This window comes from Streptomyces sp. NPDC031670 (genome assembly GCF_055580545.1).
Genome location: NZ_JBVILC010000004.1, coordinates 224,731 through 245,090, shown reverse-complemented (window position 1 = coordinate 245,090; position 20,360 = coordinate 224,731). Strand labels below are relative to the sequence as shown.

The following is a 20,360-nucleotide window of genomic DNA, read 5'->3' as shown; positions in this document are numbered from 1 at the left end:
TCGCCCCCGTCGGTTGGTCGTTTGAGGTCTTTGGGCTGGTATGGATCGGATTACAAAGGCCCGGTGCTGACGGGGGGGGGGGGGGGGGGGCGAAGGGGGGGGGGGGCCCCCCCCCCCCCCCCCCCCCGGGCCCGGATGCCGGTCAGTGTCCGAGTGCACGCTTGAGCTGGGCCTTGTCCATGCTGGAACGGCCGTGGACGTTGCGGCGCTGGGCCTCGGCGTAGAGCTGGTCGTACGTCGGTCCCTGCGAGCCGCTGTGGGAGCGCTGGCCGCCGCGCTTGGCGGACGACATGTCCTGGGTGGAACTCCTGCTGGCGGTCTTGGACTCACCGGAGCGGGCGCGCTCCTTGTTGACGGTCCTGGCGGCGATCTCCTTGGCGCGCTTACCGCCCTCGCCGCGCTGCTCGGCGCTCTCCTTGATGTGCTCGTACTGGCGTTCCCGCTTGGTACTGGAACCGCGAGGCATGTCGACTCCTTGACTTGGGTGGATGACTCCGTGTTCACCATCTGCTCTTGAGGGTCACCCCGCAATCGAAGAGGGGCCGTAGGTGACGCCGCGACGAGCGGGCGGTGGGCGCGTCCGGTGGCCCGGCGGCGGTGCGGCGGCCCGCTCAGCGTTCGGCGCGCTTCTGCGCCTCGGTGTTCGGGGTGAGTGCGTCTCCGGCCTCGCCGTCCTCGTGGCCGTGGCGTCCGTGCTCGGCCCCCTCCGGCTCGGTCGCGGCGTCCTCCAGCTCACGCATGACCTCGCCCAGGGCGGTGTCCTTCTCGTCGGCGTCGCCGGTCTCGTCGGTGGAACTGCCCTTGTCCGCATGGGTGTGGTGACTCATGGATCTCTCTTTCGCTCGCATGGGCTGTGCGGGTGGGATCCGGAACGCGGCCGGTCTCCCCGCTCTGCTCGGGTGCCCGCCCCGGGACCGGTCACACGGTCCGGCCCTGGCCGTTCTGTCCTGTTCGGACCGGACCGGTGGGGAATGGGGGTTACCGTCGGCGGCGGCCGGGGCACCCGGCTCCTCATGTATCTGGATCATCATGAGGCGCCGGTGCTGGAGGCGCTCGCCCGGTATCACGAGGCGGACGAGCTCGGTTTCACCCCGCCCGGCCACAAACAGGCCCGGGGCGCGGACCCCGCCGTGCGGGCGGTGCTGGGCGACGCGGTCTTCCACGGTGACGTGCTCGCCAGCGGCGGTCTGGACGACCGGCGCACCAAGGGCCGGGTCCTGCGCAGGGCCGAGGAGCTGATGGCGGACGCGGTCCACGCGGAACACACCTTCTTCTCCACCTGCGGCAGCTCCCTCTCGGTCAAGGCGGCCATGCTCACCGTCGCCGCGCACGGACAGAAGCTCCTGGTCGGCCGGGACGCGCACAAGTCGGTGATCGCGGGGCTGATCCTGTCCGGTATCGAGCCGGTGTGGATCGAGCCGCAGTGGGACCGGGAGCGCCACCTCGCACACCCGCCCTCGGCCGACGCCTTCGAGCGGGCCTTCGCCGAGCACCCGGACGCCCGCGGCGCCCTGGTGACCAGTCCCACCCCCTACGGCTCGGCAGCCGACCTCCGCGAGATCGCGGAGGTGTGCCACCGGCGTTCACGCCCGTTGATCGTGGACGAGGCATGGGGAGCACACCTGCCGTTCCACCCGGAGCTGCCGTCGTGGGCCATGGACACAGGGGCCGACGTCTGTGTCACCAGCATCCACAAGATGGGCAGCGGACTGGAACAGGGCTCCGTCTTCCACCTTCAGGGCACCCTCATCGACCCGGCGGCGCTCGCCTCCCGGGCCGACCTCCTGGGCACCACCAGCCCCTCCACGCTGCTGTACGCGGGCATCGACGGCTGGCGCCGCCAGATGAAGCTGCACGGCCACGATCTGATGAGCCGGGCGCTGGATCTCGCCGCCGGAGTACGGGCCGAGATCGAGGCGATCGACGGTCTGCACGTCAACGACGAGAGCGACTTCTGCGGTCCGGGATTGGCGGCGGAGTTCGACCCGCTGCCCGTCGTCATCGACCTCCAGGACCTCGGTATCACCGGCTACCGCGCCGCGGACTGGGTGCGCGCGCAGCACCACCTCGACCTGCACCTCTTCGACCACCGGCGGATCAGCGCGCAGATCACCCACGCGGACGACACCGCCACCACGCGGCGCCTGCTCACCGCGCTACGGGACCTCGCCGACCACGCCGACGCCCTGCGGCCCACCCCCGAGGTCGCCGTCCCCGAACCCGAGGGCCTGCGTATGGCACAGGCGTGTCTGCCCCGTGACGCGTACTTCAGCGTGACGGAGGACGTCTCCTGGAAGGAGGCGGCCGGCCGCGTCGCGGCGGAGATGATCACGCCGTACCCGCCGGGCATTCCGGTGGTCCTGCCCGGGGAGAAGCTGACGGAGCCGGTGGTGCGGTATCTGCGCAGCGGGGTGGAGGCCGGGATGAACCTCCCGGACGCGGCCGACACGGACCTGGAGACCGTACGCGTCGTGGCCGAGGACTGACCCGCGCGGTCGCACCCCCGCAGCCCCGCCGACGCGCGCGGCGGTGTGTTTGCCCCTAGCTTGTTGCTGTCAGTAGTTCCGTCGTCACGTAGGGAGTTCATGATGGCAGGCAAGGGCAAGATGGGGCAGGTCAAGGGCAAGGCGAAGGAGACCGCCGGCAAGGTCCCGGGCAACGAGTCCATGAGGGGCCAGGGCAAGATGGACCAGGCGAAGGGCAAGGCGGGAGAAGCCGGCGCCGACATCGAGGACCGGACGCGCAAGGCGGGCCAGCAGATGCCCGGCAGCAAGAGGTAACCGGCACGGTGACAGGCGGGCGGGCAGCCGCGGCGCTCGACGCGACGGCTGCCGCCCGCCCGCGTGCGTACGGGGGTACGGACCCCCGCCGGGCCCTCCGGGGTGCGCGGCGGGCGCGGACCGTCCCTCACCTCCCGCTCCCACACCCGTTCGCCACGGGTGTCACGGGGGCGAGGGCGGGTACCGGGGACGCGGAACGCGCGGTTCGACACACCCGGCCGGGCATGGCATCCGGCCGAGGCACGACTTGGACACCCGGCGTCCGCCGCAGTGCGAAGGAAGTGGCCATGAGGACGAACGGACAGGACCCGCCGCCACGAGCCCGGGACACCGACGCGCCCACCGCCGCTCTTTCCACCACGCGGGAGCCGGCCCGGCACTCCGTGCCCGAGTCCCAGGAGCAGGAACTGCCGCGCGACCGCAGCCAGGCGATCCTGGAGGCCGCGAAACAGGTGGGTGCCATCCTGAAGCGGGCCGGGCACAAGTTCGCGCTGGCCGGAAGCGTCGCGGTCTACGCCCACGGCGGCAGCGGCACGTTGCAGCACGACGCCGATTTCTGCGTCCTCCCCCAAGAGGCCGACGCCGTGGCGGCGTCCCTGCGCGCGGCGGGGCTGGCCGTGCGGCACCCACCGGAGGACTGGCTGCTGAAGACCAGTTGCTTCGGCCAGGACGTCGACATCATCTTCGAACTGGCCCACCGCCCCGTGACCGTGGACCTGCTGGCGCGTGCCGAACTGCTCCCCGTCGACTCCGTGCACATGCCGGTGCTGTCGGCGACCGATGTGCTCGTCAGCCTGAACAGCGCCTTCTCCGAACACCACTGCGACTTCGGCGCCGTGCTCCCGGTGGCCCGCTCGCTGCGCGAGAAGGTGGACTGGGACGACGTGCGGCGCCGCTGCGCGGACGAACCGATGCCCGCCGCCTTCCTGTTCCTGCTGGAACGGCTGAACGTCATCGAGCCCGAGCATCCCTCCGTCCCGCGGGAGCCGTCATGAGCCACCAGCCGGAGAGCCTGGAATACCGCGTGGCCCACTTCTCCGAGAAGCTGGCCTCGGGAGAGTGCGGCGAGCTGGGGGTGCGGGCCGAGGCCCGGGGCGGGACGGTCCTGCTGACCGGGACCGTGCCGTCCGTCCACAGCCGCGACGACATCCTCCGTATCGCCCGAGAAGAACTCGCGGACCTGCCCGTGCACTGCGACATCGTCGTCGCGGAGACAGGGCCGCCCATCCACGCGGAGGACCTCCCATGATCCGGATCGCGGCCGTCGGCGACATCCACATGAGCCCCGACAACGAGGGCTCGCTCCGCCCCGCCTTCGAGACACTGCCGGACTGCGCCGACGTGCTGCTGCTCGCCGGCGACCTCACCCGGCACGGGACGGCGGAGGAGGCGCGGGTCGTCGCGCGGGAGATCAAGGACCTGGCCGTCCCGGTCGTCGCCGTCCTGGGCAACCACGACCACCACGACGATCAGCCCGACCTGGTCACGGAGATCCTCAGAGACGCCGGAGCGCACGTCCTGGAGGGCGAGGCGACGGTCGTCGGCAACGGCGACACCCGCATCGGCGTCGCCGGCACCAAGGGGTTCGGCGGCGGCTTCGTCGGCCGGTGCGCCGGGGAGTTCGGCGAACCCATCATGAAGGAGTTCGTACGCTACTCACGCCACCGCGCCGACACCCTGCGCACCGCGCTGGAGGAGCTGGCGGAGCGGGAGTGCGACGTACGCATCGCGCTGACGCACTTCTCTCCCGTGGCGGACACCCTGATCGGCGAGCCCCCGGAGATCTATCCGTTCCTGGGCAGTTATCTGCTCGCCGAGGCCATCGACACGGCGGGCGCCGACCTCGCCGTCCACGGGCACGCCCACTCCGGCACGGAACACGGCCGCACCAGCGGGGGAGTGCGGGTACGCAACGTGGCGCAGCCCGTGATCGGCGGGGCGTTCCACGTCTACTGCCTGCCCGGCCGGGACGGCGCGGACCCCGCCTCCGAGGGGCCGGGGTCCGCCGCCGCGTCACCCGCGGGCTCGGCCGCGTAACGGCTCCTGGTCCGCCGCCCGCGACCGGGCGGCCCGGTCATCCGAACAGGGCGGTGGCGGCCTTCTTGAGCGCGCCCGGCTGCTCGGGGCTGCGGGGAGCGTTCGCGCGGACCTCGATCATGCGCGCACCGATCTCCTGCAACTCCTTGCGGCCGAGAGCCGCCCGCACCTTGGGGAACCAGTCGCTCTCCTCCTCGTCCATGTGGTGGCTCACCGTCTCGATCAGAACGGTCGTCTTGGCGTCGAAGCGCTCGTCGTCGGGGCCCATGGCGTTCAGTTCGGCGCAGAGGACGTCGGCGACGTGGTGTTCCTCGAACGACTCCAGGATGTCGTCCTCCAGGTCGGGGACGAGGGAGCGCACCTTGGGGTACATGACCTGGTTCTCGATGTAGGTGTGGACGGTGAGGGCTTCCACGATCTTGTCGACGATGTTGTGCTTGGTGGCCTTCGCATCCTTACCCGCTGCCTGGAAGGCCCGGAACAGCCGGCGGATCTCCTTGTGGTCGTCCTTCAGAAGCACGATGGCGTCGGTGGACATGGTGGCTCCCTTCCGGTGTTGCCTTCTCACCAGCTTTGCTCAACCGGGGCCGCTTCGCCCCCTGGTCCGTATTGGGGGCCCTGAACATGCATAGCCGCCCCGCCGACGGACATACGCTCCCCCGGAACAGGGGGACGGCACCCGGTTTCCGGGCCCGCGCCCCGTTCCTCCCGAAGGAGAACCCTTCGTTCCCCGAGGAGCGGAAGTCATGTCCACTCGCTGTAACAACCACCGGACGTATGACGACACCCCCCGCACCGACGAAGCCTTCGAACGGCTCGCCGCCCTGCCGGACGGAGCGGAACGCACCGCCCTGCGCGAGGAGCTGATCCGAGCGTGGCTGCCGCTCTCGGAACGGCTCGCCGGCCGCTACCGCGATCGGGGCGAAACCGTCGAGGACCTGCGCCAGACAGCCGCCGTGGGGCTGCTCAAGGCGGTCGACGGGTTCGATCCCTCGCACGGCACGGCCTTCGTCGCGTACGCCGTGCCCACCATCACCGGCGAGATCAAGCGCCACTTCCGTGACCACATGTGGACCGTCCATGTGCCGCGGCGCGTCCAGGAGCTGCGCAACCGCGTCCGTGAGGCGCGCCACGCGTTGCAGGACGCGGGGATCGGCGAACCCGGTGTCGCCGAGGTCGCCCGGTACACCGGCCTGGGCGAGGCCGACGTCCGGGCCGGTCTGGAAGCTCTGCAGAGCTTCCGCGCCCTCTCCCTCGACGCGGAGCAGAGCGGCAACGAAAGCCCGTCCACCCTCGCCGACGCCATCGGCGCCGAGGACCCGGCGCTCGACACCCTCATCGACCGCGAGTCCGCCAAACCCGGACTGCACGCCCTGCCCGACCGGGAACGCAGGATCCTCTACCTCCGCTACTTCCAGGGCATGACCCAGAAGAACATCGGTCAGGAGCTCGGCATCTCCCAGATGCACGTCTGCCGACTGCTCCGCCAGTGCTGCGAGCACCTGCGTGACGAGGCCCTGTACGTCGCGCCCGGCGAGGCCGCGTGAGGGTGTGCCGCCCCCGGTGACCGTGCGGGCCCCGTGTCCGGTCACACCGCCGGGTAGGGGGCGCTCTTGAGGCGGCGGGCGAGGTGGGCGGTGTTCGCGGCCAGGGTCGCCGTCGTGGTGGCGGTCTTCTCGGGGGTCTTGTCGAGGTCCTGGTAGTCGGTACCTTGCATGGCCTCGCCGACCCAGTAGGTGACGGCGTTGGGGGCGAGGGTGAAGCCGACGTCGTTGAGGCCCTGGAACAGGTCGGCGCTCACCTTGTGGGCCCCGTCCTCGTTGCCGACCACGCACACCCCGGCGACCTTGCCGTACGTGAGCATCCGGCCCTGGTCGTCGGTCTCGCCGATCTCGGCGTCCAGGCGCTCAAGGACGCGCTGGGCGATGCTGGAGGGGTGGCCCAGCCAGATCGGGGTGGCCAGGATCAGGATGTCGGAGCCGAGGATCGTGTCGCGGATGCCGGGCCAGGCGTCCCCGTCACCCATGTCGGTCTCCACCCCGGGCCTGACGTCGTGGTCCGCCACCCGGATCACCTTGCCGGTGACGCCGTGCTCCGACAGGGCCTCCATGGTCTGCTCGGCCAGCAGCTGGGAGCTGGAGGCCGCCGGGGAGGGCCGCAGCGAGCACACCAGGGCGACCGCGCGCAGCGGGGTGGCGGACGAGGACTCGGACGTGGTCTGTGCTTGTTCCATGAACAGACCAGTTCCCCCCAGGTCCGTTTCCTACCAGCCTTTCGCCCCGGTCACCGCGCCGGGCCGCCGATGTGGTCTTCGACGGGCCCGAGGGGGTACCCGGGCCGTATGCGACTGGAGGTGTGACCCATGGTGGGAATCGGATCCAAGAAGGACCTGAGCGGCCAGTCCGCGCTGGTCACCGGTGGTTCGCGGGGACTGGGGCTGCTCATCGTGGCCCGGCTGGCCGTCCGTGGCTGCCAGGTCGCCATCGTCGCCCGGGACGAGGCGGAGCTGGAACGCGCGGCCCAGTGGATCGAGCGACACACCTCGGTCGTGCCGCTGACGCAGGTGTGCGACGTACGGGACGGGGCGGCGGTCGCGGAGGCGGTGCGCAGGGTCTCCACCGAGCAGAACGGGCTCGACGTGGTGGTGGCCAACGCGGGCGTCATCCAGGTGGCCCCGGTGGCGGCACTCGACGCCGACGCCTTCCACGACGCGATGGCGACCATCTTCGACGGTGCCGTCCAGGTGTCCCTGGCCGCCCTGCCGCAGCTGCGGGAGAGCTCCGCGGGCGGCCGGCTGGGGCTCGTCGGGTCGGTGGGCGCGCTGCTCGCCGTCCCGCATCTGCTGCCGTACTCCTGCGCGAAGGCGGCCGTGGGCGCGCTCGGTGAGGGCCTGCGCAGCGAACTGGCCGGGACCGGTGTCTCGGTGACCACCGCACATCCGGGTCTCATGCGCACCGGCTCCCACCTCCAGGCCGAGTTCGGGGGAGAGGCCTCCCGGGAGTTCGCCTGGTTCTCCGGCCTGTCGGGTGCCCCCGTCGTCTCGATGGACGCCGAACGGGCGGCGGAACGGATCGTGCGGGCGCTGGAGCGCCGTCGTACCCGGATCGTCCTGACGCCGGCGGCCCGTGCCGCGGACCTGGCCCATGGAGTGGCCCCCACCGCGGTGACCCGCCTGACGGGGGTGGCGAACCGGTTCCTGCCGGCCGCGGGCGGCGAAGCGGGCACGGAGGGGCGCATCCGGCAGGGGCACGCGCTCAAGGACGTCCCTCGCGGGGGCTGGGCGGAGAAGGTCCGCAGGCTGGGCAGTGCCATGAACGACCGCGCCGCGCGCCGCTACAACCAGATGACCCCGGGACCGCCGACGAGCGCTTCCCAGTAACCCGCGTCGGCCGCCGGGCCCCGGACGTGACCGGGACCCGGCGGCCGGTGGATGAGGGTGGAGCGCGCCGGACGGGACGGGGGAGCCAACGCGGCTGTCACGGCTTGAGGAGCGTCTTGACCATGCCGTCCTCCTTGGCCTGGAACATCGCGTACGCCTTCGGTCCCTCCTCCAGCGACATGGCGTGGGTCTTGAAGGAGTCGACACCGAGCGGGTCCTCGTCGGTGAGCAGGGGCAGGATGTCCTTCACCCAGCGCCATACGTTCGCCTGCCCCATGCGCAGCTGGATCTGCTTGTCGAACATCGTCAGCAGCGGCATCGGGCTCGCGGCCCCGCCGTACACCCCCGACAAGGACAGCGTGCCGCCCCGGCGGACGAGCTCGATGCCGGTGTGCAGGGCCGCGAGGCGGTCGATTCCCGCGTGCTCCATCAGCGGCTGCGCCACCGCGTCGGGCAGCAGCCCGGTCACCCAGTGCGCCGCCTTGGCGAACGGCGCTCCGTGCGCCTCCATGCCCACGGCGTCGATCACGGCGTCGGTGCCGCGTCCCTCGGTGAGCTCGCGGACGGCCTCCGCCACCTCGCCTCCGCGCCGGGCGTCCAGGCAGGTCACACCGTGTGCGCTGGCGCGTGAGAGGCGCTCGGGGACGAGATCGACGCCGATGACGGTCCGGGCGCCCCGGTGCTGTGCGATACGGGTGGCCATGTCGCCGATGGGCCCAAGACCCAGAACGGTGACCGTGCCGCCTTCGGGGATGTCCGCGTACTCCACCGCCTGCCACGCGGTGGGCAGGACGTCGGAGAGGTAGACGTAACGGTCGTCCTCCGGCCCCTCGGGGACCTTGATGGGGAGTTTGTTGCCGAACGGGACGCGCAGCAGTTCCGCCTGTCCGCCCGGTACCTGCCCGTACAGCTTGGTGTAGCCGAAGAGAGACGCGCCCATGCCCCGCTCACGGACCTGGGTGGTCTCGCACTGGGAGTGGAGCCCCTGGTCGCACATGAAGCAGTCACGGCAGCTGACGTTGAAGGGGATGACCACGCGGTCGCCCGGGCTGAGCTCCGACACCTCCGGTCCGACTTCCTCGACGATGCCCATCGCCTCGTGGCCCAGGATGTCGCCGGGGTCCAGATACGGCCCGAAGATCTCGTACAGATGCAGGTCGGACCCGCAGATCCCGGTCGACGTGACCCGTACGACGATGTCGTCGGGCTTCTCGATGCGCGGGTCGGGAACGGTTTCCACCCGGACGTCCCGCTTGCCGTGCCAAGTAAGTGCGCGCATGATGTGCCGCTCCTGCCGTCGCGATTGTCCGTGGCCGCTCATGGCCCGGGGCTTCGTTTCTCGCGGTCCGGGTGCCCGTCGTGGGGGAGGGGTAACGCGCGGGGCCGACCGTATGGGTGTTCGCGGTCACGCCCCCGCTGCCAGCAGCTCCGTCATGGTCTCGGCGGCTCGCACCGCCGCGTCCCCGCAGCAGTTGTTGAACAGCGCATGCACCCGGGTGCTGCTCTCGGCGAGCTCGCGCAGGCGCGGAACCCACGACTCCAGCTCCTCGACCGTGTAGCGGTGCCGGTAGCGCTCCTCCTTCGAACCGGTGCCCCAGTCGGGGCTGCGGCCGTGGAACCGTACGACGGACAGCTGCGGCGAGGTGGCCCGGACGACCGGAGGGAGCCCCGGGGCGTCCACCCCGACCAGGGGTATCCGAAGCTCCGACAGAAACCGTACGGTCGTGTCCAGTTGCCGACCCGTGAGCCAACTCGCGTGCCTGAACTCGACGGTGACCGGCACCTCCGACCGCTTGCGGCACTCCTCGATACGGGCCCTCGCCTCCTCGCTGGGCCGGAACCAGGGCGGGAACTGGAACAGCACACTGCCCAGCCGCCCGGCCGCGCGCAACGGTTCGATGCCCTCGTGGAACCGGTCCCACAGCGCGTCCAGCATCCCGTGGGGAAGCTCATGGGGACGCAGCCGGGCGTTCGGGGGCCCGGCCGGCCGCAGCTCGGCCGGGAGGGCGCGGGCGGGGAAGGGGTGGCCGGTCAGGGCGGCGAACGCCTTCACGTCGAAGGTGAAGCCCGCGGGCGTGCGCTCGGCCCACATACGGGAGTTGTGGGCGCTGGGCAGCGCGTAGTAGGTGGAGTCGACCTCGACGACGGGGAACCGCGAGGCGTAGTGGCGCAGCCGGCCCTCGGCGGTCCGGAAGCCGCGCGGATACCAACCGGAGGACGCGAGCTCCGGGTTGGCCCAGGAACAGGCTCCCACCTGGATGGTGCCGGTCATGATCGGGAGAAGGGCATGGACGCCTCCGGGTGGACGCGCGCCATGGGCGCTGGTCGGTGTGCCCGGGGTCGCCCGGGGTCCGTCCTCGGTCAGGGCGGACGTATCTCCAGTACCCCGAGACGCTCTCGTACACCTGACACGCGGTCACATGCGGCGGGCGCCCCCTTCGAGGGGGAGCCGGGCCGCCCCGCTCAGGGGCTCCGCCCAGCCCCTGGACATCACGCGTGGGCCGTGGCGGGGTGGCGCAGATGGGCCGGTGTCCGGCTGACGCGGACCAGTTGGTCGAAGTCGACGGCCGCCCCGCGCAGAAGCAGGTCCACGATGTCCGCGGCCGAGGGGCGGGGGGTGGCCGCCCCGCCGAGGAGGGCTCGCTGATAGACCGAGGCGGCGAGCAGGTCGACGAGCACTTCGGGGTCGGCGTCGGGACGCAGATCACCCCGGGCGACGGCCCGTTCGACGGCGGTCGTGGCGGCCTGCCGACTGGGCCGTACGAGAAGGTCGGTGAGCCGCCGGTGCAGCTCCGGGTCGTGGGCGCAGTCGGCGACCAGTGGCGCCAGGGCACCGCGCGGCAGCCGCTCGTGCAGTGCCGCGTCCAGGAGCCGCATGCTCTGTATCAGGTCGCAGCGGGTGCAGTTGTTGTCGGGGACGGGCGGCACGGCCAGGATCGACGCGAGCGCGTCGATGATCAGGTCCTGGCGGCGGGGCCAACGACGGCGGATGGCCGCCTTGGTGGTGCCCGCCCGCCCCGCCACGGTTTCCATCGCGAAGCCCGAGTAGCCGTGGGCTCGCAGGATGTCCAGCGTGGCGGTCAGGACGGCCGCGTCGATCGCGGGGTCGCGCGGCCGGCCCCCGGCGCTCACTCGGCGTCCTGCGGGTACCAGCGCAGCTCGACCGTGTTGCCCTCCGGGTCCTTGACGTAGACGGAGTGGGCGGAGCCGCGTGCGCCGAAGCGCGGCACGGGGCCCTCAAGGACGTCGAGCGTGCCGGAGTCGATGACCTCCTGCCAGTCCAGCGGGTCCACGACGAGGCAGATGTGGTCGACGTTGGACTCGCCGCGCGGCCGGTCGAACAGGTCGATGATGGTGTTCGCGTTGATCCGGACCGAGGGGAACGGGACCTTGCCCGCACGCCACTCCTCTACGCGCACCGGCTCCAGCCCCAGCGGCCCGGTGTAGAAGGCGAGGGCACGCTCGACGTCCTGGACGTTGAGGACGATGTGGTCGAAGTCCTTGACACGCAGCATGGGTAGAGCCTCTCGGGTAGGCGGTTCCGCTCGGAATATGGTTCCGAACCGGTCCGGATCGTAACAACGGGAGAGGCTGCCTGGGAAGGGCTGAGGGCGAGGCGTCCCGCCGCCCGGAGTGCCGAAGCGCCGTGCGGGCGCGGGGGGTTGGCTCGGGCGCGGAGAGGGAGAGGTCACGGCCCTGCCGCCAACGGATTCAGGTGCGGGCGGGCAGTGCGGTGAGTGCGTGGGGACTCGACATGGCCATACGTCTCGCCTTCTCGTCGCGTGGTTACGCCTTGATCTTCTCCGTGCGGGACAAGCCTCCCCTCGGGTGACCCGCCTCGCGCGCCGAAACCACCGAGCACAGCGAGTCCCCTTGCCGGGGCCGGGGGGTGACCGATGCGGCGTCCCTGTTACACGCGGACGGGGGCGGGTACCGATGACCGGTCGGCGCGCCGGGCGCCGCGGGTGGTCGCTGGGAGGCAGGCGTGGACGCTTCGGTGGACCGGATCGCGCGACCGTGGGGCAGCCGTACACCGTACGGACGACACGAGGCGTGGCCCGCCCGGGTGGACACCCATCTGGCCGAGGGGGTGGAGCCGGACGACGTGCAGCGCTGGGTGCGGTCCGCCTCGATCCTCCACTCCGACGGCGACGCGATGGACATCGCGGTGAAGGACGGCGGCATCGTCGGGGTGCGCGGCCGGGCGACGGACCGGGTCAACCACGGCCGTCTGGGACCGAAGGACCTCTTCGGGTGGCAGGCCAACTCCTCCCCGGACCGGCTGACACGGCCGCTGATCCGCGAGGGCGGGCGGCTCGTCGAGTGCGACTGGGACACCGCGATGGAGCGTGTCGTCAAGCGGTCCAGGGAACTCCTGGACGAGAAGGGCCCGGGGTCGATCGGCTTCTACACGTCCGGACAACTGTTCCTGGAGGAGTACTACACGCTCGCCGTGCTGGCCCGGGCCGGTATCGGCACCAACCACCTGGACGGCAACACGCGTCTGTGCACCGCCACGGCGGGCGAGGCGCTGAAGGAGTCCTTCGGCTGCGACGGCCAGCCGGGCTCCTACGACGACATCGACCACATGGACGTCATGGTGCTGTTCGGCCACAACATCGCCGAGACCCAGCCGGTGCAGTGGATGCGGATCCTCGACCGGCTCGAAGGCACCGACCCTCCCCGGCTGATCTGCGTCGATCCCCGGCCGACCCGGGTCGCGCGCAAGGCCGCCGTGCACCTGGCGCCGCGCGTCGGCACCAATGTGGCCCTGCTCAACGCCCTGCTGCACGAGGTCATCCGCGCCGGGCACATCGACCGGAAGTACATCGGCGCGCACACGGTCGGCTTCGACGAGCTGGCGGCGGCCGTCGAGGACTGCACACCCGAGTGGGCCGCCGCGATCTGCGACGTCCCCGTCGACCGCATCAGGCAGGCGGCGGACATCATCGGTTCGGCCGAGCGCCTGTTGTCCACGGTCCTGCAGGGCGTCTACCAGTCGCATCAGGCCACGGCCGCCGCGGTGCAGGTCAACAATCTGCATCTGATCCGCGGCATGCTCGGCCGCCCGGGTGCCGGGGTGCTGCAGATGAACGGGCAGCCCACGGCGCAGAACACCCGCGAGTGCGGCGCCAACGGCGACCTGCCGGGCTTCCGCAACTGGCAGAACGACGCGCACGTCGCCGACCTGGCGAAGGTGTGGAACGTCGAGCCCGAGACCATCCCGCACTACGGACCGCCCACCCACGCCATGCAGATGTTCCGTTACGCGGAACAGGGCTCGATCCGCATGCTGTGGATCAGCGGCACCAACCCCGCCGTCTCCCTCCCCGAACTCGGCCGTATCCGCTCGGTCCTCGCCCAGGAACGGCTGTTCGTCGTGGTCCAGGACCTGTTCCTGACCGAGACGGCCCAGTTGGCCGATGTGGTCCTGCCGGCGGCCACCTGGGGGGAGAAGACCGGCGCGCTCACCAACGCCGACCGGACCGTACACCTGTCGGACAAGGCCGTCGAACCGCCCGGCGAAGCCAGACCGGACCTGGACATCTTCCTCGACTACGCGGCCCGTATGGACTTCCGCGACAAGGACGGCGGCCCCCTGATCACCTGGCACGACCCCGAATCGGCGTTCGAGGCGTGGAAGCGGTGCAGCGCCGGCCGTCCCTGCGACTACACCGGTCTCAGCCACGAGAAGCTGCGCGGAACGAGCGGCATCCAGTGGCCGTGCAACGACCGGTTCCCCGAGGGCACCGAGCGCCTCTACACCGACGGGATCAGCTGGGCCGGTCCGCAGGTGTGCGAGTCGTACGGCAAGGACCTGGTGACCGGCGCGTCCCAGGAGGCCGTCGACTACCGGGCCGCCAACCCGGACGGAAAGGCCATGCTGAAGCCCTCCGCGTATCTGCCGCCGCACGAGGTACCGAGCGAGCAGCATCCCTTCCAGCTCACCACCGGACGGACGATCTACCACTTCCACACCCGTACGAAGACCGGCCGGGCGCCCCAGCTCAACTCGGCGGCTCCCGAGGTGTGGGTGGAGGCGTCCATGGTGGACGCGGACAGGCTCGGCTTCCACGAAGGGGACCTGATGGAGGTCGCCACCCCTCGTGGCGCGCTGCGGGCCCGTCTGCGCGTCACCGACATCCGTCCCGGTCTGCTGTTCGTGCCCTTCCACTACGGCTACTGGGACACACCGGCAGGGCACCGCCCCGGGGACGGCACGCCGGGACGTGCCGCCAACGAGACCACGATCACGGACTGGGATCCCGTCTCCAAGCAGCCGCTGTTCAAGACCGCCGCGGCGGCGCTGCGTCTGGTGGAACGAGGCGGCGGCGCCAGTGCCCCCGCGCCCACCACGACGGCGTCCGCCCCCGCGCGACCGGCGGGCGTCCCCGCCACCGAGGGAGGGCCCTCGGCCCGCGCGGGACAGACCGAGGGCCCCGGGTGGCGCGAGCGGAACGGAGCCGACGCGTGAACGCGATCAAGATCGTCCTGCGCGGTGCCCACCACGGTGAGCGCCGACTGGCCAAGGAACTGCTGGCCGTGGCCGAACGCCACCGGACCGAGCACGAGATCCACCATGTCGCCCTCGACCTCGCCGCCTGGTCACGCGAGCATGTCCAGCGGCTGGCCGACACCGCCCGGGGCTACGACCTCGACCTGAGCGGCCCCGGCGAATCTCCGGGCGGCTTCCTGGCGACGCTGCGGGAGAAGACCGCCGAAACGATGGGACGCCGACCCGAGCCGGGCCTGCTCCTCCTGCGCGACCTGCGCGATCTGCATCTGGCCGCCTCGGAGAACTCCCTGTCCTGGGAGATGCTCGGGCAGGCCGCGCAGGCGTCCAGGGACGCCGGTCTCCTCCAGCTCGTCTCCTCCTGCCACCCGCGGACACTGCGGCAGATGCGCTGGACCAACACGATGATCAAAATCCTGTCGCCGCAGATCCTGACGTCCTTGTAGACGGCGTACCGGAACCGTCACCGGACCTTCACACGCCCGGCCCGTGGCCCGAAGGGAAGAGGGCACCCGTGAACGGCCGTCTTCTGGAGGAGTCCGGAACCATGTTCATCGTCGCGTGCCTGTTGCTGCCCGCCGTCGCAGCGCTGCTGTACGGCATGGACCGTGTCGAGGACTGGCTGACGCGTGGCCCGCAGTCGGCCCGTCGCCATGCCCGCACCCGCCATCTGCGTCTCATCCCCGGAGGGAAGCAGGACACCGTCACGCGCCCGCGGACCGCGGGCCGCCACTCGGACGCGGCCTGAGCGGGCGCCGTCCCTTGTCCGGCACGGTCCACGCGCGCGCAGCCCCCGCCGGGCGCGTTCTCCGGCTGGGCCGGACGGGGGAACAGTCCGCCCGTGAGCGCCGCCCGTCGCGCCCGGCGGGTAGAGATAGCGAAACGTTTCGCCCGAGTCTGCGCCTGGGAGGAGTTCCGTGGAAGCGACCGCGCTCCCGCGCGAGGACCACACGAGGAGGCAGGACGCCCCGACCGCCACCGGCCGGGCCCGGCGCCGGCCACCTCGCGGGCCGGTACCGGCCCTGCGCCGAGGGGCGGCAACCGTGGTCTGCGCAGGTGTGATCGGCGCCCTGCTGACGGCGTGCGGGGCGACCTCGGGCCGGGTGGACGGCGCCCGCGACGCGGGCCGGGCCTTCCAGCGTGCCGTGGCGGCAGGCGACTACCCGACGGCGTGCGGCCTTCTGGCACCCCGGACGCGGCAGCAGCTGGAGGAGGACGAGAAGCAGCGGTGCGGTCAGGCGCTCCGGGGGCAACAGCTGCCCACGGCCGCGCCCGCGGGAAGTCCTGAGGTGTACGGACGGCAGGCATCGCTGGACGCGGGCGGCCAGAAGCTGTTCCTGTCGCAGTTCCGCGGCGGGTGGAAGGTCGTCGCGGCCGGCTGTACGCCCCGGGGCGGCGAGAAGCCCTACCGCTGTGTCGTGAAGGGCGGCTGACCATGCGCGCACTCTTCGTCATCTGTCTCGTCGTGCTCTTCGGCGGACTGGGATACTTCATCGCGATCGGAGCGATGTATCGATGACCTCACGGAGTCGGCGCAGTGAGCGCCGGGGCGGTTTCTGGAGGGACAACAGCCTCACCCTGGCCTTCGGCACGGCGTTCCTGGTCACCCTTCTGGGCCAGGCGCTCTCCGGCCACGCCGAGTTCAACGAGCAGCTCTCCGTGGGCGACTACCAGCAACTGAGCTTCGGCGAGTACCTGATGTCCTCGGACTTCGCCGTCGACGTCACCGAGAACTGGCAGTCGGAGTTCCTCCAGTTCTTCCTGTACATCTTCGGCACCGTCTGGCTCGTCCAGCGGGGCTCCCCCGAGTCGAAGAAGCCGCACGAGAAGGGGCCCGAGTCCGACCGCGACCAGCGGATGGGCGATCACGCGCGCGAGGACTCGCCGCGCTGGGCCGGTACCAAGGACTGGCGCCAACGGGTGTACTCCCGTTCGCTCGGCCTGCTCATGGGCCTGGTGTTCCTGCTGTCCTGGCTCGCCCAGTCGATCTCGGGAGTGGCCGCCCACAACGAACTGCAACTGCGGCAGCTCCAGGACCCGATCGGCTGGGGCGCGTATCTGGGGTCGCCCGAGTTCTGGTCCCGCACCCTGCAGAACTGGCAGTCCGAACTCCTCGCGGTCGCCTCGATGGTCATCCTCTCGGTGTATCTGCGCCAGCGCGGCTCCCCGGAGTCCAAGCCGGTCGGCGCGCCGCACAGCGCCACGGGCATCGAGGGCTGACGCGTTCGGGGGCGAGCCCGTACCCCGCCGAACGTGCACCCGAGATCTCGCCCGCTACGGTGCCGACGGCGAGCAGGTCGCCCATGCCCATGTCCGTGACCACCTCGCGCCCTTGGGTCTCAGGCGGGTACTCCTCGCGACGCTCGACGCGCACGAGGTGTACGCGAAGGTCGGCTTCACTCCCGTTCCCCACCCCGGGACCTTCATGGTCCTGAGTGCCGCGGAATGAACGGCTGGTCAGTGGGGGAGAGGTGAGGGCGCGTTCGCGGGACGGGGGGCGCGCCCTTCCCGCGATGTGCACCCGTTGCGTCAGCGGCGCCCCAACAGCCTCTCGCGCAACGGGACTTGCCGCTCGCCCCACGCGTACGCCCTCGATCCCGCATCGCGAAACGCCCCCTTGACATCCCCGCAATCCCTCCTGCACTTTGGGAGCGCTCCCATAGGTTCAAAGCTCGCGCACAGCCCCCGCACCGCGCCCCCGTCCCCGAGCCGCTTGGAGTGTCCCCCGCATGCCCTCGCGCACCAGACGCAGGCCAGGCCCACGCCGTCTGCTCACCTACGCCGCCGTGCTCTCGCTGCCCCTCGGCGCGATCACCGCCGGCGCTCTCCCCGCGGCTCACGCCGCCTCCCTCCAGTGCAGCGTCGACTACAAGACCAACGACTGGGGCTCCGGATTCACCGCCGACATCACGGTGACCAACCGGGGCTCCGCCGCGATCGACGGCTGGACACTGACGTACGCCTACACGGGCAACCAGCAGCTGACCAACGGCTGGAACGGCGCCTGGTCGCAGTCCGCGCGGACCGTCACGGTCAAGGCGGCCGACTGGAACAAGACCATCGCCGCGGGCGCCGCCGTCAGCACGGGCGGCCAGTTCACCTACAGCGGCACCAACACGGCCCCCACCGACTTCGCCCTCAACGGCACCCCCTGCAACGGCGCCCACCAGCCCCCGGTCACCGTGCTGACCAGTCCCGCCGCGGGCGCCACGTATACGGCCGGGGACCCGGTGCCGCTCGCCGCGACGGCAGCCGCCGCCGACGGGGCCTCGATCGGCAAGGTGGAGTTCTACAGCGACACCACCCTCCTCGGCACCGACACCACCGCGCCCTACACCTTCTCCGCGACCGGGCTCGCGGCGGGGGACTACTCGCTGTACGCCAAGGCCTACGACAGCCTCGGCGCCTCGGCGGAGTCCGCGCCCGTCGGCATCCACGTCACCAGCGGGCCCGCCGTCGTCGCCTCGCCCGCCCAGCTCTCCGTCCCGCAGGGCAAGTCGGCGACGTTCGGCGTCAAACTGTCCACCCAGCCGGCCGCGAACGTGACCGTCGGCATCTCCCGCACCTCCGGCAACACCGGGCTCTCCCTCACGTCCGGCGCGAGCCTGGTCTTCACCCCCGCCAACTGGAACACCGCCCAGCAGGCGACGGTCACCGCCGACGCCTCCGGCACCGGAGCGGCCGTCTTCGCCGCGACGGCGCCCGGCCACGCCAGGGCGGAGGTCACCGCCACCGAGATCGCCGCGTCCAAGACCTATGACGCGCGCTTCCTCGCCCTCTACGGGAAGATAACCGACCCCGCGAACGGCTACTTCTCGCCCAAGGGCATCCCGTACCACTCGGTGGAGACGCTGATCGTGGAGGCGCCGGACCAGGGGCACGAGACGACCTCGGAGGCGTACAGCTATCTGATCTGGCTGCAGGCCATGTACGGCAAGGTCAGCGGGGACTGGTCCAAGTTCAACGGTGCCTGGGACATCATGGAGAAGTACATGATCCCCGGCCACACCGACCAGCCCACCAACTCCTTCTACAACGCCTCCAAGCCGGCCACCTACGCGCCCGAGAGTGATCTCCCCTCCCAGTACCCGGCGCAGCTCGACCCGTCCGTTCCCGTCGGGAACGACCCCATCGCGGGCGAGCTGAAGAGCGCTTACGGCACCGACGACATCTACGGCATGCACTGGCTGGAGGACGTCGACAACGTCTACGGCTACGGCAACGCGCCGGGCACCTGCGAGGGCGGGCCGGCCGTGGCCGGGCCCTCGTACATCAACACCTTCCAGCGCGGTCCCCAGGAGTCCGTCTGGGAGACCGTGCCGCAGCCCACCTGCGACACCTTCAAGTACGGTGGGAGGAACGGGTACTTGGACCTGTTCACCAAGGACTCCTCGTACGCCAAGCAGTGGAAGTTCACCGACGCCCCCGACGCCGACGCACGCGCCGTACAGGCCGCCTACTGGGCGGACGTATGGGCCAAGCAGCAGGGCAAGGGCGCCTCGGTCACCGCGACCGTCGCCAAGGCGGCGAAGATGGGTGACTATCTGCGGTACGCGATGTACGACAAGTACTTCAAGCAGCAGGGCAACTGCGTCGGGCCCACCACCTGCCCGGCCGGCAGCGGCAAGAACAGCTCCAGCTACCTGCTGTCCTGGTACTACGCCTGGGGCGGTGCCACCGACACCTCGGCGGGCTGGGCCTGGCGCATCGGTTCCAGCCATGTGCACGGCGGCTACCAGAACCCCCTGGCCGCCTGGGCGCTCAGCTCCAATGCGGATCTGAAGCCCAAGTCGGCCACCGGCTCGGCGGACTGGGGCACCAGCCTCAAGCGGCAACTGGAGTTCTACCGCTGGCTGCAGTCCGACGAGGGCGCCATCGCGGGCGGCGCGACCAACAGCTGGCAGGGCCGGTACGCGTCCCCACCGGCCGGCACACCCACCTTCTACGGCATGTTCTACGACGAGGCACCCGTCTACCACGACCCTCCCTCCAACCAGTGGTTCGGCTTCCAGGCCTGGTCGATGGAGCGGGTCGCCGAGTACTACCAGCAGACGGGTGACACCGCCGCCAAGGCCGTTCTGGACAAGTGGGTCACCTGGGCGCTGTCCAGGACCACCGTCAACCCCGACGGCACCTACCGCATCCCCGCCACCCTCCAGTGGTCCGGCAAGCCCGACACCTGGAACGCGGCCTCACCCGGGGCCAACGCGGGCCTGCACGTCACCGTCGCCGACTACACCGACGACGTGGGTGTCGCCGCCGCCTACGCCAAGACCCTGACCTACTACGGGGCCAAGTCCGGCAACACGGCGGCGAAGACGATGGCGAAGAAACTCATCGACGGGATGTGGGACCACAACCAGGACGCGCTGGGCATCGCCGTGCCCGAGACCCGTACCGACTACAAGCGGTTCGCCGACCCGGTCTACGTGCCGAGCGGCTGGAGCGGGACGATGCCCAACGGCGACAAGATCGACTCCGCGTCGACCTTCACCTCCCTGCGCTCCTTCTACAAGAACGACCCGGCCTGGTCGAAGATCGAGACCTATCTCGCGGGCGGCGCCGCCCCGGTCTTCACCTACCACCGGTTCTGGGCCCAGGCCGACATCGCGATGGCCATGGGCGCCTACGCGGAGCTGCTCGAATAGCC

At 71.0% G+C, this 20,360-nt stretch carries 21 protein-coding genes and 1 pseudogene; 14 read left to right on the top strand and 8 right to left on the bottom strand.

The features are described 5' to 3' along the window. Nucleotides 1-142: 142 nt before the first annotated feature. Together ACZ5ID_RS10605 and ACZ5ID_RS10600 are read right to left on the bottom strand one after the other, a co-directional pair. Nucleotides 143-466, bottom strand: coding sequence for a plasmid stabilization protein (locus tag ACZ5ID_RS10605; RefSeq protein WP_468895672.1), 324 nt, complete (start codon nucleotides 464-466; stop codon nucleotides 143-145). Between the two features lie 145 nt (nucleotides 467-611). Then, entirely contained in the window at nucleotides 612-827 is a 216-nt protein-coding gene (locus ACZ5ID_RS10600) for a hypothetical protein (protein ID WP_468895669.1), read from the bottom strand. A gap of 186 nt (nucleotides 828-1,013) precedes the next feature. On the opposite strand from ACZ5ID_RS10600, the gene ACZ5ID_RS10595 reads away from it, so the two are divergent. The 5 genes from ACZ5ID_RS10595 (at nucleotide 1,014) to ACZ5ID_RS10575 (ending at nucleotide 4,817) form a co-directional block, all read left to right on the top strand. Continuing rightward, nucleotides 1,014-2,486 carry an aminotransferase class I/II-fold pyridoxal phosphate-dependent enzyme gene (locus ACZ5ID_RS10595; RefSeq protein WP_468895666.1) on the top strand — a complete coding sequence of 491 codons (1,473 nt, stop codon included), beginning with the start codon at nucleotides 1,014-1,016 and terminating at the stop codon, nucleotides 2,484-2,486. A gap of 102 nt (nucleotides 2,487-2,588) precedes the next feature. Then, a complete protein-coding gene (locus ACZ5ID_RS10590; protein WP_468895663.1) occupies nucleotides 2,589-2,780 on the top strand; it encodes a CsbD family protein in 192 nt (63 codons plus the stop codon). A 287-nt stretch (nucleotides 2,781-3,067) separates the two neighbouring features. Further along, a complete protein-coding gene (locus ACZ5ID_RS10585) occupies nucleotides 3,068-3,775 on the top strand; it encodes a hypothetical protein (RefSeq protein WP_468895660.1) in 708 nt (235 codons plus the stop codon). Next, nucleotides 3,772-4,029, top strand: a complete 258-nt coding sequence (locus ACZ5ID_RS10580) for a hypothetical protein (protein ID WP_468895658.1) — start codon at nucleotides 3,772-3,774, stop codon at nucleotides 4,027-4,029. The genes ACZ5ID_RS10585 and ACZ5ID_RS10580 overlap by 4 nt, the downstream gene beginning before the upstream one ends. Continuing rightward, nucleotides 4,026-4,817, top strand: coding sequence for a metallophosphoesterase family protein (locus ACZ5ID_RS10575; RefSeq protein WP_468895655.1), 792 nt, complete (start codon nucleotides 4,026-4,028; stop codon nucleotides 4,815-4,817). Before ACZ5ID_RS10580 ends, ACZ5ID_RS10575 begins: the two co-directional genes overlap by 4 nt. Before the next feature lie 37 nt (nucleotides 4,818-4,854). Here the strand turns inward: ACZ5ID_RS10575 and ACZ5ID_RS10570 are convergent, their stop codons facing one another. Next, complete coding sequence (locus tag ACZ5ID_RS10570; RefSeq protein WP_468895652.1) at nucleotides 4,855-5,355, bottom strand: hemerythrin domain-containing protein; 501 nt, start codon at nucleotides 5,353-5,355, stop codon at nucleotides 4,855-4,857. Nucleotides 5,356-5,563: 208 nt separating this feature from the next. Here ACZ5ID_RS10570 and ACZ5ID_RS10565 point away from each other — a divergent pair, with 208 nt between their 5' ends. Further along, nucleotides 5,564-6,364: a SigB/SigF/SigG family RNA polymerase sigma factor gene (locus ACZ5ID_RS10565; RefSeq protein WP_468895649.1), complete on the top strand. Its 801-nt coding sequence runs from the start codon at nucleotides 5,564-5,566 to the stop codon at nucleotides 6,362-6,364. Between the two features lie 41 nt (nucleotides 6,365-6,405). Here the strand turns inward: ACZ5ID_RS10565 and ACZ5ID_RS10560 are convergent, their stop codons facing one another. Next, nucleotides 6,406-7,050, bottom strand: a complete 645-nt coding sequence (locus tag ACZ5ID_RS10560) for a flavodoxin family protein (RefSeq protein ID WP_406551431.1) — start codon at nucleotides 7,048-7,050, stop codon at nucleotides 6,406-6,408. A 129-nt stretch (nucleotides 7,051-7,179) separates the two neighbouring features. Here ACZ5ID_RS10560 and ACZ5ID_RS10555 point away from each other — a divergent pair, with 129 nt between their 5' ends. Beyond that, on the top strand, nucleotides 7,180-8,196 hold the full coding sequence (locus ACZ5ID_RS10555) for an SDR family NAD(P)-dependent oxidoreductase (protein ID WP_468895646.1): 1,017 nt from the start codon (nucleotides 7,180-7,182) through the stop codon (nucleotides 8,194-8,196). Between the two features lie 97 nt (nucleotides 8,197-8,293). On the opposite strand, the gene ACZ5ID_RS10550 is transcribed toward ACZ5ID_RS10555, so the two are convergent. From ACZ5ID_RS10550 to ACZ5ID_RS10535, 4 genes are all read right to left on the bottom strand, one after another. After that, nucleotides 8,294-9,475, bottom strand: a complete 1,182-nt coding sequence (locus tag ACZ5ID_RS10550; protein ID WP_468895643.1) for an alcohol dehydrogenase catalytic domain-containing protein — start codon at nucleotides 9,473-9,475, stop codon at nucleotides 8,294-8,296. Nucleotides 9,476-9,601: 126 nt separating this feature from the next. Continuing rightward, nucleotides 9,602-10,468, bottom strand: a complete 867-nt coding sequence (locus ACZ5ID_RS10545) for a DUF72 domain-containing protein (protein WP_468895640.1) — start codon at nucleotides 10,466-10,468, stop codon at nucleotides 9,602-9,604. A gap of 218 nt (nucleotides 10,469-10,686) precedes the next feature. Continuing rightward, a complete protein-coding gene (locus tag ACZ5ID_RS10540; RefSeq protein WP_468895637.1) occupies nucleotides 10,687-11,328 on the bottom strand; it encodes a TetR/AcrR family transcriptional regulator in 642 nt (213 codons plus the stop codon). Then, entirely contained in the window at nucleotides 11,325-11,711 is a 387-nt protein-coding gene (locus ACZ5ID_RS10535) for a VOC family protein (protein WP_468895634.1), read from the bottom strand. The genes ACZ5ID_RS10540 and ACZ5ID_RS10535 overlap by 4 nt, the downstream gene beginning before the upstream one ends. Nucleotides 11,712-12,181: 470 nt before the next feature. Between ACZ5ID_RS10535 and ACZ5ID_RS10530 the strand changes: the two genes are divergently transcribed. The 7 genes and pseudogenes from ACZ5ID_RS10530 to ACZ5ID_RS10500 all read left to right on the top strand — a co-directional run bounded on the left by ACZ5ID_RS10530 (nucleotide 12,182) and on the right by ACZ5ID_RS10500 (nucleotide 20,358). Next, a complete protein-coding gene (locus ACZ5ID_RS10530; protein WP_468895631.1) occupies nucleotides 12,182-14,671 on the top strand; it encodes a molybdopterin oxidoreductase family protein in 2,490 nt (829 codons plus the stop codon). Then, nucleotides 14,668-15,156, top strand: a complete 489-nt coding sequence (locus ACZ5ID_RS10525) for a hypothetical protein (protein ID WP_468895628.1) — start codon at nucleotides 14,668-14,670, stop codon at nucleotides 15,154-15,156. Before ACZ5ID_RS10530 ends, ACZ5ID_RS10525 begins: the two co-directional genes overlap by 4 nt. A gap of 68 nt (nucleotides 15,157-15,224) precedes the next feature. Then, the gene (locus tag ACZ5ID_RS10520; protein WP_468895626.1) at nucleotides 15,225-15,458 is read left to right on the top strand and encodes a hypothetical protein; all 234 of its coding nucleotides are present in this window, start codon (nucleotides 15,225-15,227) and stop codon (nucleotides 15,456-15,458) included. Nucleotides 15,459-15,627: 169 nt separating this feature from the next. Further along, the gene (locus ACZ5ID_RS10515; RefSeq protein WP_468895623.1) at nucleotides 15,628-16,143 is read left to right on the top strand and encodes a hypothetical protein; all 516 of its coding nucleotides are present in this window, start codon (nucleotides 15,628-15,630) and stop codon (nucleotides 16,141-16,143) included. A gap of 82 nt (nucleotides 16,144-16,225) precedes the next feature. Continuing rightward, a complete protein-coding gene (locus ACZ5ID_RS10510; protein ID WP_468895621.1) occupies nucleotides 16,226-16,930 on the top strand; it encodes a DUF6766 family protein in 705 nt (234 codons plus the stop codon). A 91-nt stretch (nucleotides 16,931-17,021) separates the two neighbouring features. Next, nucleotides 17,022-17,159, top strand: a pseudogene (locus tag ACZ5ID_RS10505) (GNAT family N-acetyltransferase); the annotation flags it as partial. 280 nt (nucleotides 17,160-17,439) lie between these two features. Next, the gene (locus ACZ5ID_RS10500; RefSeq protein WP_468895618.1) at nucleotides 17,440-20,358 is read left to right on the top strand and encodes a glycoside hydrolase family 48 protein; all 2,919 of its coding nucleotides are present in this window, start codon (nucleotides 17,440-17,442) and stop codon (nucleotides 20,356-20,358) included. Nucleotides 20,359-20,360 lie beyond the last annotated feature (2 nt).